Raw genomic sequence first — 17,131 nt, 5'->3', positions numbered from 1 at the left:
ATGAGCGAACAGGCCTACGATTCATCGAGCATCAAGGTCCTCAAGGGACTGGACGCGGTGCGCAAGCGCCCGGGCATGTACATCGGCGACACCGATGACGGCACCGGCCTGCACCACATGGTGTTCGAGATCGTCGACAACTCGATCGACGAAGCGCTGGCCGGCCATTGCAGCGAGATCCGCATCGTCATTCACCCCGACGAATCGGTCACCGTCTCCGACGACGGTCGCGGCATCCCCACCGACATCCACGCCGAAGGGGTCTCCGCCGCCGAGGTCATCATGACCGTGCTCCACGCCGGGGGTAAGTTCGACGACAACTCCTACAAGGTCTCCGGCGGTCTGCACGGGGTCGGGGTGTCGGTGGTCAACGCACTCTCCGAGCAGCTCAAGCTGACCATCTGGCGCAACCACCAGGTCCACGAGCAGATCTATCGCCACGGCGTGCCGCAGGCGCCGCTGGCCGTGGTCGGCGAGACCGAGAAGTCGGGCACCCAGATCAATTTCAAGCCGTCCAGCGAGACCTTCGCCAACATCGAGTTCCATTACGATATTCTCGCCAAGCGCCTGCGCGAGCTGTCGTTCCTCAACTCCGGCGTGGCGATCCGCCTGGTCGACGAGCGTGACGGCCGCGAGGAGCTGTTCCACTACGAGGGCGGTCTGCGCGCCTTCGTCGACCATCTCAACACCAACCGCACCGCGCTCAATCCGGTCTTCCACTTCGAGATGCAGCGCGAGGACGGTATCGGTGTCGAGGTGGCGATGCAGTGGAACGACACCTTCGCCGAGAACGTCTTCTGCTACACCAACAACATTCCGCAGCGCGATGGCGGCACCCACATGGCCGGCTTCCGTGCGGCGCTGACGCGCAGCCTCAACAGCTACATCGAGGCCGAGGACATCCAGAAGAAGGCCAAGGTGGCGACCTCCGGCGACGACGCCCGCGAAGGCCTCACCGCGATCATCTCGGTCAAGGTGCCGGATCCCAAGTTCTCCTCGCAGACCAAGGACAAGCTGGTCTCCTCGGAGGTCAAGACCGCGGTCGAGCAGGAGCTGAGCCGGCACTTCTCCGACTATCTGATCGAGCACCCTGCGGATGCCAAGGCGATCGTCAACAAGATGATCGACGCCGCGCGTGCCCGCGAGGCGGCGCGCAAGGCGCGCGACATGACCCGACGCAAGGGTGCGCTGGATATCGCCGGGCTGCCGGGCAAGCTGGCCGATTGCCAGGAGAAGGATCCCAGCCTCTCCGAGCTCTATCTGGTCGAGGGTGACTCCGCCGGCGGTAGTGCCAAGCAGGGCCGCGACCGCCGCACCCAGGCGATCCTGCCGCTCAAGGGCAAGATCCTCAACGTCGAGAAGGCGCGCTTCGACAAGATGCTCTCCTCTGCCGAGGTCGGTACCCTGATCACCGCGCTGGGCTGCGGCATCGGGCGCGAGGAGTTCAATCCGGACAAGCTGCGCTACCACTCGATCATCATCATGACCGATGCCGACGTCGACGGTTCGCACATCCGTACCCTGCTGCTGACCTTCTTCTTCCGCCAGATGCCGGAGCTGATCGAGCGTGGTCATGTGTTCATCGCCCAGCCGCCGCTTTACAAGATCAAGCGCGGCAAGCAGGAGATGTACCTGAAGGACGAGCAGGCGATGACCGACTACCTCACCACCACCGCGCTGGATGGCGCACGCCTGTGCGTCAACGCCGACGCGCCGGGCATCGGCGGTGAGCAGCTCGAGACGCTGGTGACCCAGTATCGTGACGTGATGAAGCGCATCGACCGGCTGTCGCGGGTCTACCCCAACGCGGTGCTGCGCAAGATGGTCCACGCTCCCAAGCTGGAGGAGGCCAATCTGAGCGACCGCGGCACCCTGCAGCAGTGGATCGAGGCACTGCAGGTGGAGATGGATTCGCTGATCGCCCACGAGGGCGGCCCGCGCTACACCTTCCAACTGCAGGAGGACACCGAGCGCGGTCTGTGGCTGCCCAGCGTGGCGCTCACCGCCCACGGTGTCACCACCGACTACGTGTGGGGCATCGACTTCTTCCGCAGTGCGGATTACCGCGCGCTGGCGGGTCTCGGCGAGACCCTCGACGGGCTGGTCGAGGAGGGCGCCTATATCGCCCGTGGCGAGCGCCAGAAGCCGATCGAGACCTTCTACGATGCGCTGGAGTGGCTGATGCTGGAGGCCCAGCGCGGGCTGTCGATCCAGCGCTACAAGGGGCTGGGCGAGATGAACCCGGACCAGCTGTGGGAGACCACCATGGACCCGCAATCGCGGCGCATGCTGAGGGTCTCGATCGAGGATGCGGTGGCCGCCGACCAGATGTTCAACACCCTGATGGGCGACGAGGTGGAGCCGCGCCGCGACTTCATCGAGCGCTTCGCGCTGGTGGCCAACCTGGATATCTGAGCGCGCCCGAGACACTGCCAGGCCAGCCGACGGCCCGCCCCCTACCGGGGGCGGGCCGTTTTGCGTTCGGCGGCTGCACCCTTGGTTGTATTGCCGGCGGCAAACCGCTGCGCAATAGTCGTTCGAATCAGTGGCTGATCCGAGTCAGCAAGGGACTTTGGCGAGCCGCACCGTGGTCCCGGAAGCGGCCGACGCTTCCCCGAACGCGGTCTCCGATCCGATATGGCCTTCCTCGACAGGCCGACAACAAGAAGGATGACAGGGATGTTCGGTATCACGACACGACGCTTCATCGCCCGCCTCGGCTGCGCCCTGCTGCCGCTGAGCGCCTCGGTTCTGAGCCCATCGGCCCTGGCGGCGGATGGCACCGGCGACAATCAGGTGGAGGTGCTCAACTGGTGGACCTCGGGCAGCGAGGCCAAGGCGCTGGGCGCGCTCAAGGATGCGCTCGCCGCGCAGCAGATCGGCTGGCAGAACATGCCGGTCGCCGGCGGCGCCGGGACCAACGCGATGGCGGTGCTGCGCTCGCGGATCACCTCCGGCAATCCGCCCACGGCGGCCCAGGTGCTGGGCTACGACGCCCAGGACTGGGCCAAGCGCGATGCGCTGGCGACCCTCGACGACGTCGCCGCGGCGGAGCACTGGAACGATGTCTTCCCCGCGGCGATCCAGAACTTCGCCAAGTTCGACGGGCACTGGATCGCGGCCCCGTTCGAGATCCACTCGACCAACTGGGTGTGGGCCAACAAGGCGCTGATGGACAAGCTCGGCATTGCCCAGCCCAAGACCTGGGATGCGTTCATCGCCTCCCTCGAGAAGGCCAAGCAGGCCGGTTACACCGGGCTCGCCTACGGTGGCCAGCCGTGGCAGGACACCACGGTGTTCGAGAACGTGGTGCTGGCCACCGGCGGTGCCGACTTCTATCGCCGGGCGCTGATCGAGCTCGACCCGCAGGCGCTCGACTCCGAGACCATGGTCAAGACCTTCGACAACCTGCGTCAGCTGCTCGCCTACAAGGACGACAACTCGCCGGGACGCGACTGGAATCTGGCCACCGCGATGGTGATCAACGGCAAGGCGCTGTATCAGATCATGGGTGACTGGGCCAAGGGCGAGTTCCTCAATGCGGGGCTCGAGGCGGGCAAGGACTTCATGTGCTTCCGCACCCCGGGCACCCAGGAGGCCGTCACCTTCAACAGCGATCTGATGATCATGTTCGATACCGACGATGCCCAGCAGCAGAAGATGCAGCAGACCATGGCGCGGATCATCGGTTCACCCGAGTTCCAGCTCACCTTCAGCCGGCTCAAGGGCTCGGTACCGGCGCGCATGGATCTCTCCGCCGACTCGCTCGATGCCTGCGCCCAGCGCGGCTATCAGCAGGTTCAGGCGGCCGCCGAGCATTCGACCCTGATGGGCAGTCTGGCGCACGGTTACGCCGCGCCCGCTTCGGTCAAGAACGCCGTGTTCGACATCGTCTCCTCGTTCGTCAACAGCGACATGCCCAGCGACGTGGCCGCCGAGCAGCTCGCCATGGCGGTCAAGAGCGCGACCTCCTGAGCGTCGCGTCCGCGCAGTGGCGCGGGCGCGATCATCCAACCAGCGTGAGATCGAGCGGGGAGTGAATCGATGCCGAACGCCGCCTCGCGTCGGCACATGGGAGCGCGTGAGCGCCTGCAGCGCTGGCTGCCCAAGCTGGTGCTGTCACCCTCCTGTGTGCTGGTGCTGTTCTTCGTCTACGGCTTCATCGCCTGGACCAGCTATATCTCCTTCAGCGACTCCGGCATGCTGCCGGACTACACCTGGGCGGGGCTGCGCCAGTGGACGCGGCTGTGGCAGTCCTGGACCTGGGGCATCGCGCTGCACAACATTTGGGTCTTCGGCCTGCTCTACATCGTCGCCTGCATCCTGCTGGGGCTGCTGCTGGCGATCCTGCTGGACCAGCGTATCCGCGCCGAGGGCGTGCTGCGCACGATCTATCTCTATCCGATGGCACTGTCGTTCATCGTCACCGGCACCGCCTGGCAGTGGTTTCTCAACCCTGGGCTGGGGCTGGAGAAGACGATGCACGATCTGGGCTGGCAGAGCTTCAGCTTCCACTGGCTGATCGACTCGAAGATGGCGATCTATACCGTGGTGATCGCCGCGGTGTGGCAGGCCACCGGCTTCGTCATGGCGATGTTCCTGGCCGGCCTGCGCGGTATCGACGGCGAGATGATCAAGGCCGCGCAGCTCGACGGCGCGCCGATCTGGAAGATCTATCTGCGCATCATCGTGCCCCAGCTGCGGCCTGTCTTCCTCAGCGCGGTGGTGGTGCTGGCGCACCTGGCGATCAAGAGCTTCGATCTGATCGTGGCGATGACCGGCGGTGGCCCCGGCAACGCTACCGCGGTGCCGGCGACCTTCATGTACTCCTATGCGTTCTCGCGCAATGAGATGGGTATCGCCGCGGCCAGCGCGGTGTTCATGCTGGCGGTGATCGCGGCGCTGATCATCCCCTATCTCTACTCCGAACTGCGGGAGCCGCGCCCATGAGTGCCGTCGCCGGCCGTCGCTTCACGCTCGCGCGGGCCTTGCTCTATACGATTCTGTTGCTCTTCGCGGTCGTCTACCTGATGCCGCTCTACGTGATGCTGACCACCTCGTTCAAGACCCTCGAGGAGATCCATCAGGGCAACATGCTGGCACTGCCTGGGCAGTGGACGCTGGCGCCGTGGCGCGAGGCGTGGGGGAGTGCCTGCATCGGCCTGGAGTGCAGCGGGATCCATGGCTACTTCTTCAACAGCATCAAGATCGTGGTGCCGGCGGTGCTGATCTCCGGCCTGCTCGGGGCCTTCAACGGCTATGTGCTGACCAAGTGGCGCTTTCGCGGGCACAAGATCGTGTTCGGGCTGATGCTGTTCAGCTGCTTCATCCCGTTCCAGATCATCCTACTGCCGATGGCGCGGGTACTGGGCATTCTGCACCTAGCCAACAGCACCGCCGGCCTGGTGCTGGTGCATATCGTCTACGGGATCGGCTTCACCACGCTGTTCTTCCGCAACTTCTACGCCGCCTTCCCGGATGAGCTGGTGCGCGCCGCCAAGCTCGATGGAGCCGGCTTCTTCACGCTCTTCTTTCGCATTCTCCTGCCGGCCTCGGTGCCGATCATCGTGGTCACCGTGATCTGGCAGTTCACCAACGTCTGGAACGACTTCCTGTTCGGGGTCTCTTTCGCCTCCGGCGACAGCGCGCCGATCACGGTGGCGCTCAACAACCTGGTCAATAGCTCCACCGGGGTGAAGGCCTACAACGTCAACATGGCAGCGGCGATGGTGGCGGCGGTGCCCACCCTCATCGTCTACGTCCTCGCGGGCAAGTACTTCCTGCGCGGGCTGATGTCGGGATCGGTCAAGGGCTGAAAGAGACATGAGTTTTCTGCACATTCACAACGTCCACAAGCGCTTCGGCTCGACCCCGGTGCTCAAGGGGATAGATATCGCGATCGCCCAGGGCGACTTCCTGGTGCTGGTGGGGCCCTCGGGCTGCGGCAAGTCGACCCTGCTCAACATGATCGCCGGGCTCGATACCCTGAGCGATGGCGAGCTGCTGCTCGATGGCGTGCGCATCAACGACCTGCCGCCGGCCAAGCGCGACATCGCCATGGTGTTCCAGTCCTATGCGCTCTATCCGAGCATGACCGTGGCCGGCAACATCGGCTTCGGCCTGGAGATGCGCAAGGTGCCGCGCAAGGCGCGCCGCGAGGCGATCGAGCGGGTGGCGCGGCTGCTGCAGATCGAGAATCTGCTGTCGCGCAAGCCGTCTCAGCTCTCTGGTGGCCAGCGTCAGCGCGTGGCAATGGGGCGGGCGCTGGTGCGCGAGCCGCAGCTGTTCCTGTTCGACGAGCCGCTCTCCAATCTCGATGCCAAGCTGCGGGTCGACATGCGTACCGAGATCAAGCAGCTGCATCAGCGCCTGCGGACCACGATCGTCTATGTCACCCACGATCAGATCGAGGCGATGACGCTGGCCACGCGGATCGCGGTGATGCGCGGCGGCGAGCTGCAGCAGCTGGGCACGCCGCAGCAGGTCTACGATGACCCCAGCAATCTGTTCGTGGCCGGCTTCATGGGCTCGCCTTCGATGAATCTGATTCCCGGGCGGGTGGTCGAGCGCGACGGCGAACCCTGGGTCGCTCTCGACGCCGAGGAGACCCAGGTGCTGCTGCCGGTGCGCCGCGACCGTGACGCCCTGCGTCAGTGGTACGACCGCGAGGTGGTGGTGGGGCTGCGCCCGGAGGCGATCACCGACCCGGCCAGCGCCGATCGCCGCGAGGGCGACGTCCACGAAGCCGAGCTGCCGGTGGCGCTGGTCGAACCTACCGGTGCCGATCTCTACGTGGTGACGTCGCTCGGCGGCAAGCGCATCAATGCCCGCATGCGCCCGGGCGGGGCGGTCGAGCCGGGCAGCGCCGCGCGCTTCGCTTTCGACGTCACACGCATGGTGGTGTTCGACCCCGACTCCGAACAGCGCATCCGTTCCCCGGCGCAGGACCCCGCCTGACGCGCTGCCCTGTGGCGACCGCGCGGGTGTCCACCCGGTGCCGCGCGCACCCTCCATCGAGCACACCTTGTACCTCGGCGCTCTTCACCGAGTCGCCCTCCATCAAGAGAGCGTGACGGCTTACTGTCCCGGTGTCGGTCGCATGACGCTCACGCCTGCTGTTCGACGAAGCTGCGGATCGCCGCCGCCAGCCGCCGACCCTGGTGTGTCAGCGCTTCCCCTTCGGCCATGCCCACCCCGAGAACCAGACCGCGGCGCGTATCGCCGGGCGCGCACACTCGGCTCAGCGGTCGTACCACCAGGTGGTGACGGTTGAGCAGGTAGTGCGACAGGCGTTCATCGTCGAGGGTGGGGGAGAGCTCGACGCTCAAGCTGATATTGGGCGCCGGCGGGGAGACCGCGATCACCCCCGGTGTCTCTACCAGCAGGGCGTGGAGCTCGCGCTGACGGGTCAGGTAGTCGGCCGCGATCCGGTGGCACCAGCTATCCAGGTCGCCAGCGTCGATGAAGGCGGCGAGCACCGCCTGATCCAGCAGCCGACCCTCGCGAAAGACCCCGGTACGTACCCGGTTGAGGGTATGGCTGAGAGCGCTGGGCACGACCAGATAGCCCAGCCGCAGCCCGGGGAACATCAGCTTGGAGAAGGAGCCGATCAGGATGCGATTGCCGCTGCGCGGGTCGAACGTCAGTGACTGGCGATCGCCGTCACCGAATTCGTAGTCATCCTCGAGTATCCATTCGGGCTCGAGATGCTGGATCAGTGCCTGTTTGTGAGCGTTTACTGACTCCACGCCCAGCGGGTAGTGGTGCGATCCGGTGAAGTAGACCAGTCGCGGTGCAGGCGCCGGCAGCGGCTCACGGTAGCCGTGGCGGGGGTCCCAGATGGCGTGGTCGACACCCAGGCCGCAGGCCTGGAAGACGTTGCGAGCGCCCCAGTAGAAGGGCGAGTCCATCACCGCCCGGTCACCCTCGTCGGCGAGCGCCAGAGCGCATAGCTGCAGGCCATGGTGGGCGCCTTCGGTGATCACGATCTGATCGAGCTCGCAGTGGATACCGCGCCAGCGGGCGAGAAAGCCGGCGATCGCGCGCTTGAGCGGGCCATAGCCCCCTGAGGCGTAGGCGAGCAACAGGGTGTTGTGAGGTACCGTGACGCGTGAGTAGAGCAGGCGCCAGCGGGCCAACGGGAAATGCACGATATCCGGCACCCCGGGGACGAAGGCGCCGCTCTGCACCGGACTGGCGCCGACGTCGCTGAGGAGGCGTTGGGCACGCTGCGAGATCGGCCCGGTTGCGGGTGCGCTGGTATCGGGCGGCGAGCGCTTGTGGACCCAGGTGCCGCGGCCGTGATCGGTGATCAGGTAGCCCTGCTGGACCAGCCGTTCGATCACCCCGGCCAGGGTATTGCGGGCCACGCCCAGCGATGCGCACAGATCGCGATGCCCGGGCAGGCGCTGACCTTTCTGCCAGTGGCGCTCGATCAGCGACAGCAGGGTCTGCTCCAGGCGTTGGTGCTTGGTCCAATGGGCGGGCTGGTCGCGGTAGCCGCTCTCGATCCGGGCCAGAGCCCGGCGGCGATCTTCCATGGGTGCCTCCGGGGTGCCGTGACGATGAAATTATGGCGCTTGCCGCGCAAGTGGTCTATCTGAATAGCAGGAGTGGTCTACTCAGCGTGGCTGGCGGCGGTGATAGCGTGGCGTCAGAGTCGTGCCAATAGCGGCTCATCGACAATGCTTCGGCAACAACGCTTCATCAACACGCTTCATCAACAACAACGTCAAGAGATCCTGCTATGTCCAACGCTTCTCAACCCACCGAGTTCGTGCGCGTCCTGGCGCGGGCCGACGTGCTGGCACTCGCCTTCGGCGCGATGATCGGCTGGGGCTGGATCGTGCTCACCGGCGGCGCCATTCTCGATGGCGGCAGCCTGGGTGCGATCATTGCCTTCATCATCGGCGGCATCGCGGTACTGCTGGTCGGCCTGACCTACGCCGAGCTGGCCGCGGCGATGCCGCAGGTCGGCGGCGAGCACGTCTACAGCTATCGTGCGCTGGGGCATTTCGCCTCCTTCGTCTGCACCTGGAGCATCGTGCTCGGCTATGTCAGCGTCGCCTCGTTCGAGGCGGTGGCGCTGCCCACCGTGGTCCAGCATCTGTTCCCCGGCTATGCCGTGGGCGATCTGTGGACCGTCGCCGGCTGGGAGGTCAAGGCCAGCTGGGTGGCGGTCGGGGTGATCGGCTCGCTGATGATGATGGTGATCAACTACCTGGGGATCTCGACGGCGGCGCTGCTGCAGAAAGTGGTCACCGGGCTGATCCTGATCGCCGGGGTGATGTTCGTCACCGGTTCGCTGTTCTCCGGTGATACCGGCAACATGCAGCCGCTGTTCGCCAGCGGCGAGCACGGCGCCTTCGGCGGTATCGTCGCGGTGCTGGTGCTGGTGCCCTTCCTGTTCGTCGGTTTCGACGTCATTCCCCAGGCGGCGGAGGAGATCGATCTGCCGTTCCGCGACATCGGCAAGGTGCTGGTGCTGTCGGTGCTCATGGCGGTGGCCTGGTACACCCTGATCGTGCTGGGGACCAGCCTGATGCTCGATAACGACGCCCTGGGCGGCAGCACCCTGAGCGTGCCCGATGCCATGCAGGCGGTGTTCGATGGCGCCTGGGCCGGCAATCTGATGGTGCTGGCCGGGATCGCCGGGATCATCACCAGCTGGAACGCCTTCTATATCGGCGGCTCGCGGGCGATCTACGCACTCGCTCACTCGGGCATGCTGCCGGCGTTCCTGGGCAAGCTGCATCCGCGCTACAAGACTCCCACCAACGCCATCATCCTGATCGGCGTGCTCTCCACCCTGGCGCCATTCTTCGGCCGCCCGGCGCTGGTGTGGCTGGTCGATGCCGGCGGTCTGGGGATCGTCATCGCCTACCTGTTCGTATCGCTGTCGTTCTTGATCCTGCGCCGGCGTGAACCGGAGATGGCGCGCCCTTATCGGGTCAAGGCCGGTGGCCTGGTCGGCGTGCTGGCGGTACTGCTGTCGCTGGGCATGGTGTTCCTATACCTGCCGGGCAGCCCGTCGGCCCTGGTGCCGGTGGAGTGGGTGGTGTTCGGCGGCTGGATGATCGCCGGATTGCTGCTGTACCTGTGGGCGCGACAGCGCTACGGTCGAGAGGTAGGCGATCGTCTCATCCGTGCCTCTTACACGAAATCGTGACAGTCACCATCGTCCCGTCGATACCCGTGTGGACGTCCGGGACGGCTCATCGGCGCCATCACGCGCGCCGCCTCAGGAGGAGAGTTGCATGACCAACGCAGAACTCAATGAACTCAAGCAGCGCTACGTGGCCAACGGTGCCGCCAGCCCGGCGGTCGAATTCGCCGCGCGGGCGGAGAACGCCGAGCTGTGGGACGAGGACGGCAAGCGCTTCATCGACTTCGCCGGCGGTATCGGCGTGCTCAACATCGGCCACCGCCATCCCAAGGTGGTCGAAGCGGTCAAGGCGCAGCTCGACCGCGTCATGCACACCTGCCAGACGGTCATGCCCTACGAGGGCTATGTGCGCGTGGCGCAGAAGCTCAGTGAAGTGACCCCTGTCCGTGGACACGCCAAGGTGATGCTGGCCAACTCCGGTGCCGAGGCGCTGGAGAACGCGGTCAAGGTGGCGCGGGCCGCCACCGGGCGCTCCGGCGTCATCTGTTTCACCGGCGGCTATCACGGGCGCACCTTCATGACCATGGCGATGAACGGCAAGGTCGCCCCCTATCGCAACGACTTCGGCCCGATGCCGGGTCAGGTCTACCGTGCGCCCTATCCGGTCGAGTCGATCGGGGTCAGCGAGGAAGAGGCCCTGCGCCACCTCAAGATGGTGCTCAAGAGCGACGCCAATCCGCGCGATACCGCAGCGATCGTGATCGAGCCGGTGCTTGGCGAGGGCGGCTTCCACGCGGCGTCCAAGCGCTTCCTCGAAGCGATCCGCGAGATCTGCGACGAGCACGGCATCCTGATGATCGTCGACGAGGTGCAGTCCGGCTTCGGGCGTACTGGCAAGCTGTTCGCGATCGAGCACAGCGGGGTCGAGCCGGACATCATGACCATGGCCAAGAGCATGGCCGACGGCATGCCGATCTCCGCGGTGGTGGGCACCGACAAGGTCATGGACGCTTCCGGTGGCAACTCGCTGGGCGGTACCTATACCGGCAGCCCGGTGTCATGTGCCGCGGTGCTGGCAGTGCTCGAGGTGTTCGAGGAGGAGCGCATCCTGGAGAAGAGCCAGGCGCTGGGCGAGAAGCTGCGGGCGCGCTTCGACAAGTGGCAGCAGGACTACGCCTCGGTCGCCAACGCGCGCAACCTGGGCGCCATGGCGGCGTTCGACCTGGTCAGCGACAAGAAGAGCGCGCAGCCCAACACCGAGATGGCGGCCAAGCTGTGCAAGACCGCTCGCGAGCGCGGGCTGATCCTGCTCTCCTGCGGCCTCTACGGCAACACCATCCGTTTCTTGATGCCGGTCACCATCAGTGACGAGGTACTGGAAGAGGGGCTGGACCTGATCGAGAAGATGCTGAGCGAGTTCGGCGCCTGAACGAAAGATGACCTCTGCCCCGCCTGGCGGGGCGGATACGCCGAAGAGAAGCCGACGCTGCTGTGCAGCGTCGGCTTTTTTGTCTCCATTGATGTGTGTGGTTAGCGACTTTCCGCGTCCCAAGCTCGGTGCATGTCGATATGCGGAATGCCGTCTTCCAGATAGATATCGCTGACGGGTTCGAATCCGTGGCGGCCGTAGTAGGCTCGTAGATGCGCCTGGGCAGACAGCCTGGCGCTGCGGCCGGGCCACAGGGATTCGATTCTGTGCAGCGCGGCTCGCAACAGGTCGTGGCCCAGGCCACTACCCCGGTGGTCGGGGTGGATGACGACGCGTCCGATGGCGACCGGCTGAGTGACCGTAGCGGGTGCCAGCAGACGCAGGGTGGCCGCGAGCTGACCCGCTGCCAAGACCTGCAAGTGATGCGTCGATGGCGCCAGGTCGCGGCCGTCCAGCTCCTGATAGGCACACTGCTGTTCGACCACGAACACCGCCGTGCGCAGCGACAGCAGTGTGTACAGCCCGGCGGGATCGAGTTCCGGCCCGGTTTGCCATATCCACTCGTATGACGTCATCTGTCCCTTTCCTCGGTAGCCGTTGAGAATGACACTGTGGCTGGCATATTACGCAGCGCGCCACGGGGTGTCAGTGGCGAAGGTGACAGGAGAGAGCATGAGCCACTTGGCGATCGATTATGACGATGTGGTGGCGGCACACCGGCGGTTGGCGGGCATCGCCCACCACACCCCCGTGCTGCGTTCGACGACGGCTGATGAGCGCAGCGGCGCAGCGCTTCATTTCAAGGCGGAACATCTCCAGCGGATCGGCGCCTTCAAGTTTCGTGGCGGATACAACGCCATCAGCCAGTTCGATCGGGAGCAGAAGGCCGTGGGGGTGATCGCCTTCTCCTCGGGTAACCATGCCCAGGCGATTGCGCTCTCGGCCAGACTGCATGGCATTCGCGCCGTCATCGTGATGCCCGAGGATGCACCGGCGATCAAGATCGCGGCGACGCGGGGCTACGGTGCCGAAGTGGTGCTCTATGATCGCTATACCCAGGACCGCGAGGCGTTGGGCCGGGAGCTGGCCGAGGCCGAAGGCTTGACGCTGATCCCGCCGTTCAATCACCCACACGTCATGGCCGGGCAGGGGACCGCGGCCAAGGAGCTGTTCGATGATGTCGGCGAGCTGGATGCGCTGATCGTGCCGCTGGGTGGCGGCGGGCTGTTGTCCGGCTGTGCCACGGTCGCCAGGGCGCGCTATCCGGGCTGCCGAGTCATTGGGGTCGAGCCGGAGGCCGGAAACGATGCCCAGAGAAGCCTGGCCAGTGGTGAGATCGTCTCGATTGCCACCCCGCGCACGATCGCCGATGGCGCCCAGACCCAGGCGCTGGGCAGCCTGACGTTCCCGGTGGTGCAGCAGTGCGTCGATGAGATCGTCACCGTCACCGACGCCGAGCTGGTCGAGGCGATGGGCTTTCTGGCCGGTCGCATGAAGCAGTTCGTCGAGCCGACCGGTTGCCTGGCGGCTGCGGCGGCTTTCGCTGGCCGTGTGCGGATCGAGGGCCAGCGTGTCGGGATCGTGCTCTCCGGCGGCAACGTCGATCTGAACCGTTTCGCCGAGCTGATATCGCCAGTCCGCGATTGATGCCGCCACCCGGGGTGGATCAAGACGGCGGTGAGCGTTCTTGGAGCAGTGATCGCGTGATCTCCTGCCACTCGTCATCGAGACTCTGGTCCGGCACTGGGCACCCCGCTTGCCGATACCAGTAGCCGGCGTTGCCGATATCGCCTTCCCAGCGGTGCAGATACGCGTGCACCCAGGCGGCGCGGGCACCGCAAGCGGTCTCCACCTGATCGTGTGCCTTGGACCACTCGGACTTGCCGGCCCACCACAGGGCGCGCAGCTCGCGCCCCAGGTCGGCGGGGGGAGACGGTCGATCCAGACTGCCCAGGAAGGTCGTCATGTCGATCATGGCGTTTTCTCTCTTCTCTGCCTGTCTGTGTGTCCCACTATCGACGAGTGAAAATCGGCTCGACACAACGTGGATCAAGTCGGCCGCCGTGAGTCGAACATATCGAAGGGCAGAGGCGCTGTCGCACGCGTGATGCATCCCCTTTGTGGCGGCTGGCCGCGGGATATGCCATTGCGCTTCAGGTGACCCTGCGACCTAGTGTCGCTTTCGACTAATGACTGAGGGAGTAAAGCCCCGGCGATGCATAGACTGAAGGTATCGTCACGCACCGAAGCCGAGGAGGTCATCATGATGCAGACGCAGGAATACCGCGAGCAGCGTCCGATGTCGGAGGCGACGGACTGCTGCGAGATGAGCGCGATCAATCTGCTCGACGACAGCGTTTCCACCCAGAAAGAGGTGCAGGAGCGTAACGTCATGCAGCTCTACCTGCTCACCGTGCAGATGAGAGCGCTGATGGATGTCGCCTGTCATCAGGGACACGCCGAATTTCTCACCGAGCGGATGCGTTTCCATACCGAGCAGCTGGGCGATCAGTTCGAAGCCCTGGTCAGAAAGCACAAGGGTTCCTCCTATACCCGCCACTTCTATGCCCAGCAGCAGGAGCGTTTCAGCAGCGAGATCGATAAGCTGATCGACGCTCTCGCATCGCTGGGCCGCCACTATCGTGACAACGCTGACGCTGATAGCGCCGCTCACCAAGATGGCAGGGCGGAACCCCGCGACTGACATTCCCTACCCGTTGCCTCCCGGCCCGCCGTTGTGTCGTTTCACGACTAAGGCGGGCCTCTTTTATGTGCCGGGCTTTCTCGTTGTGTAAGCCACTTCCCACCGTACATTCCCGCTGCGGCGCAGCCGTTGACACGCAAGCATCGCGTTCATGAGAGGTGACTGCGTGTTCTTTCGGCGCGTTGGATGTTTCACGTGGAACACCGTGCCTAGCCATCGATCGGCATCACTGATCGGCGCGGCTGGGGCGTTCGCTGAGGGTCAGGATTCGGTATTCGTCGAGTGCAGGGGCGGCCATGTTGTCGAAGCGGCAACAGGGTCGTGTCTCGGCAGCGACGGCACCAGATCAAGGAGTGATGGTTACGGTGGTCTCTCGGGCGACATAGGCACTGTCGTGAGATAGCGTCGATGTTTCACGTGGAACACGACTCCTCGCCATGGGCCGGCGTCGCTGATCGGCACCACCACAGTCGGGTCAATCGCTGAGTTTCAGATTCAAGTCGCCGTCGACTGCAGGGAGAGGAGCACGTCAGGGCGGTAGCACATCCGCATCCTGCGGCGGGCGCAACCGCCCCAGGGTAGACATGTCGACTGCCGGTCCCGGCCTCATGCTCGGCAGAGGCCGCTGCCGCAACGCTCCGATAGTGTTCCACGTGAAACATCTTGGCGTCATCGCTGGGTCTGGATCTGGCTCAGAAAGTCATTGCACGGCGTGGTCTGGCCGGCGCTGGGAGAAACCAGTGCCAGGAGCGCAGCCGCGGGTGCGGCGACAGTGCCCAGGAAGGCGCCGACAGCGCCTCGCGCCAGCAGCGAGCTGGCATCCACCCCGGGCGAGGGGTTGGCGAAGGTGCCATGGACATAGAGCGGGGAGCGCAGCGTGAATACTCGAGCGCCCTTGCTTTCCGGCTCGATATTGAGATCGAGCCGCTCGTTGGCGAAGTTGATGCTGCCATCGATCTTGATCAGTGCGTTCTCCGTATCGATGACGAAGAATCGCGTGCGTGCCAGGCCATCGTCGACCTTGAGACTGGTGGCGGCGCAGTTGATGCGTACCTGTTCGTCCCCGAACAGCTTGCCCACCAGATAATTGCCCACGTTGAGCCCGGCCAGTTCCATCAAATTGCGACTGATGACGCCATCGCTGACGATCATTTGTAGATCGCCATCGCTGCTGCCGAGCAGGGCGGCAACCGAGTTGCCGCGCCCGCTGAGGGTGGCGTCTCCGTTGAGCTCCCCACGGCTGTTCTGCATCAGCTCGACCTCGGGAAAGAGTCGGCTCAACAGCAGGCGACGAATATGCAGATCGATACGCGCCGCCAGTGGCGTCTGGCTGCCATCCAGGCGTAACGTGGTATTGAGATTGCCGCCGGCGACGCCAAAGCGCAGCGGGTCGAGCAGGATTTCGCCATCACGTAGTCTGACATGGGTATAGAGATCCTCCAGCGGCAGCGAGTCGCCGTGTTCGATCCGCTGGGCGGTGAACTTGACGTCGGCATCCATGGCTCGCCACTGCTCGGTCTTGAACTCTGCCACCGGCAATACCTTGCCTTCGGGCTGCGGTTTGCTCGTTTCGTCGGGGCTGTCGCTGCTGCTGTCGGCGCCGATCAGTGGCGCCAGATCGGCGAAGCGCAGCTGACGCGACACGACCTCGCCGGTGAGAGACGGGCGAGGCTCTCCCAGGGTATAGGTGAGGTCGCCATGGATGTCGCTGTCCCCGACCTGGCCGTCGAAATCGCGGTAACGAAAGGTGAGCGCATCTTGCGTCGCCAGGTCGGCGGTCAGGTGGCCACGAGTCGAGTACGGAGGAGTGTCGGGCAGGGTGACACCGATCACCCGATAGAGATCTCCCAGATTCTGGCCGGCGAAGGTGAGGTCGAGATCGATCCGTTTTGGCGCCAGCGGGTCGGTCAGAGTGCCGGCGACGCTCACGCGGGTCTGTCCTGCGGTGACATCGGCTTGCAGCGGGTAGGGCGCGCCGGGCTGACGCAGCGCTATCAGACTGCCTAGTTTACCCTCGCCGCCGATATCCTGACCCCGATAGGTGCCGCTGGCCTGCCAGCCGAAAGCGTAGTCGGCGACGCGATGACCTGTGCCGTCGTCAGGTGCAGGCGCCCCGCCGCTCAGCTCGCTGAAGGCGATGGGCTGGCCCAGCAGGGTCAAGGTGGCGTCGACATTGGCATCCAGGGTCTGGTCGCGATAGTGGAGGGCAATGGGGTCGAACGTGATATCGCCAATATCCACGGTCCAGCCAGGCTGCGCTTCGGCCGTATCCGCATCACTGGAGGTGTCGCCGAGATCGAGGGTCCAGTTGTTGCTGCCATCCTTGCGCCTGACCAAGGTGGTTTCGCCGCCGCTGATCGCTATTCGAGGGATCGTCACGCGGCGTTCGAGCAGTGACAAGGGGGCCAGCGTCAGGTCCAGTGCTTTCAGTCTGGCGAGATCGGCATCGGTGACGGGCTCGGGGCTGCCGACACGAATCTGCTCGGCGTGCAGGTGCGGCCAGGGTACCCAGCCACGCCAGCCGTCGACATCCGTCGGTCTCTCCCAGGAGAGATCGAGATCGCCCTCGATGGCGAAAGGCCGATGAATTGCCGCCGAGATCCGCTGGTTGAGCGTCGGCTTGAGGCGATTCCAGTCGAATGTCAGCACCACGATGACTAACGCGATGATCGCCACCAGCACGACGACCAGCAGCGATAGGCCTATCTTCTTACCCGATGTCATGACCCCGTCCCATCCGTTGGGCTGTTGCCCCTAGCGTAGTCCAGTCTTCATGCGCTGTTTGTGACGTAACGTTGCCGGGCAACACCCTAGGCCGCACGGCATGTTTCACGTGAAACATGTTGAGCGTACCGTCGCCTTCGTGGCACCTGCCGGGGCCAGTCTTATTGGG

At 64.9% G+C, this 17,131-nt stretch carries 13 protein-coding genes; 9 read left to right on the top strand and 4 right to left on the bottom strand.

Translation table 11 applies throughout. From position 1 onward, the window contains the following. The 5 genes from gyrB to DOM67_RS00435 all read left to right on the top strand — a co-directional run bounded on the left by gyrB (position 1) and on the right by DOM67_RS00435 (position 6,957). Positions 1-2,415, top strand: coding sequence for a DNA topoisomerase (ATP-hydrolyzing) subunit B (gene gyrB, locus DOM67_RS00455; RefSeq protein WP_110673714.1), 2,415 nt, complete (start codon positions 1-3; stop codon positions 2,413-2,415). Positions 2,416-2,679: 264 nt separating this feature from the next. Next, on the top strand, positions 2,680-3,975 hold the full coding sequence (locus DOM67_RS00450) for an ABC transporter substrate-binding protein (RefSeq protein WP_110673713.1): 1,296 nt from the start codon (positions 2,680-2,682) through the stop codon (positions 3,973-3,975). 69 nt (positions 3,976-4,044) lie between these two features. Beyond that, positions 4,045-4,950 (top strand): sugar ABC transporter permease, encoded by a 906-nt coding sequence (locus DOM67_RS00445; RefSeq protein WP_198651688.1) that lies wholly within the window; start codon positions 4,045-4,047, stop codon positions 4,948-4,950. Further along, entirely contained in the window at positions 4,947-5,816 is an 870-nt protein-coding gene (locus DOM67_RS00440) for a carbohydrate ABC transporter permease (RefSeq protein ID WP_110673712.1), read from the top strand. The genes DOM67_RS00445 and DOM67_RS00440 overlap by 4 nt, the downstream gene beginning before the upstream one ends. A 7-nt stretch (positions 5,817-5,823) precedes the next feature. Next, positions 5,824-6,957, top strand: a complete 1,134-nt coding sequence (locus DOM67_RS00435) for an ABC transporter ATP-binding protein (RefSeq protein WP_110673711.1) — start codon at positions 5,824-5,826, stop codon at positions 6,955-6,957. Positions 6,958-7,106: 149 nt separating this feature from the next. On the opposite strand, the gene DOM67_RS00430 is transcribed toward DOM67_RS00435, so the two are convergent. After that, positions 7,107-8,540, bottom strand: coding sequence for a PLP-dependent aminotransferase family protein (locus DOM67_RS00430; RefSeq protein ID WP_110673710.1), 1,434 nt, complete (start codon positions 8,538-8,540; stop codon positions 7,107-7,109). 206 nt (positions 8,541-8,746) lie between these two features. On the opposite strand from DOM67_RS00430, the gene DOM67_RS00425 reads away from it, so the two are divergent. Both DOM67_RS00425 and gabT read left to right on the top strand, forming a co-directional pair. Then, entirely contained in the window at positions 8,747-10,168 is a 1,422-nt protein-coding gene (locus DOM67_RS00425) for an APC family permease (RefSeq protein WP_110673709.1), read from the top strand. Between the two features lie 88 nt (positions 10,169-10,256). Continuing rightward, on the top strand, positions 10,257-11,534 hold the full coding sequence (gene gabT, locus DOM67_RS00420) for a 4-aminobutyrate--2-oxoglutarate transaminase (RefSeq protein ID WP_110673708.1): 1,278 nt from the start codon (positions 10,257-10,259) through the stop codon (positions 11,532-11,534). Between the two features lie 101 nt (positions 11,535-11,635). On the opposite strand, the gene DOM67_RS00415 is transcribed toward gabT, so the two are convergent. Next, on the bottom strand, positions 11,636-12,109 hold the full coding sequence (locus DOM67_RS00415; protein ID WP_110673707.1) for a GNAT family N-acetyltransferase: 474 nt from the start codon (positions 12,107-12,109) through the stop codon (positions 11,636-11,638). Positions 12,110-12,206: 97 nt separating this feature from the next. Here DOM67_RS00415 and DOM67_RS00410 point away from each other — a divergent pair, with 97 nt between their 5' ends. Beyond that, entirely contained in the window at positions 12,207-13,181 is a 975-nt protein-coding gene (locus tag DOM67_RS00410; protein ID WP_110673706.1) for a threo-3-hydroxy-L-aspartate ammonia-lyase, read from the top strand. A gap of 19 nt (positions 13,182-13,200) precedes the next feature. On the opposite strand, the gene DOM67_RS00405 is transcribed toward DOM67_RS00410, so the two are convergent. Then, the gene (locus tag DOM67_RS00405) at positions 13,201-13,509 is read right to left on the bottom strand and encodes a hypothetical protein (RefSeq protein ID WP_198651687.1); all 309 of its coding nucleotides are present in this window, start codon (positions 13,507-13,509) and stop codon (positions 13,201-13,203) included. Positions 13,510-13,797: 288 nt separating this feature from the next. Between DOM67_RS00405 and DOM67_RS00400 the strand changes: the two genes are divergently transcribed. After that, positions 13,798-14,238, top strand: a complete 441-nt coding sequence (locus DOM67_RS00400; RefSeq protein ID WP_157958758.1) for a hypothetical protein — start codon at positions 13,798-13,800, stop codon at positions 14,236-14,238. A 669-nt stretch (positions 14,239-14,907) separates the two neighbouring features. Here DOM67_RS00400 and DOM67_RS00395 read toward each other — a convergent pair. Then, entirely contained in the window at positions 14,908-16,962 is a 2,055-nt protein-coding gene (locus DOM67_RS00395) for an AsmA family protein (protein WP_110673704.1), read from the bottom strand. Positions 16,963-17,131: the final 169 nt, after the last annotated feature.

Origin of the sequence: Salinicola sp. RZ23 (assembly GCF_003206675.1) — a bacterium.
Lineage (GTDB): Bacteria > Pseudomonadota > Gammaproteobacteria > Pseudomonadales > Halomonadaceae > Salinicola > Salinicola endophyticus.
Note: the sequence above shows the minus strand (reverse complement) of the source record. Positions and strands in the feature narration are given on the sequence as shown.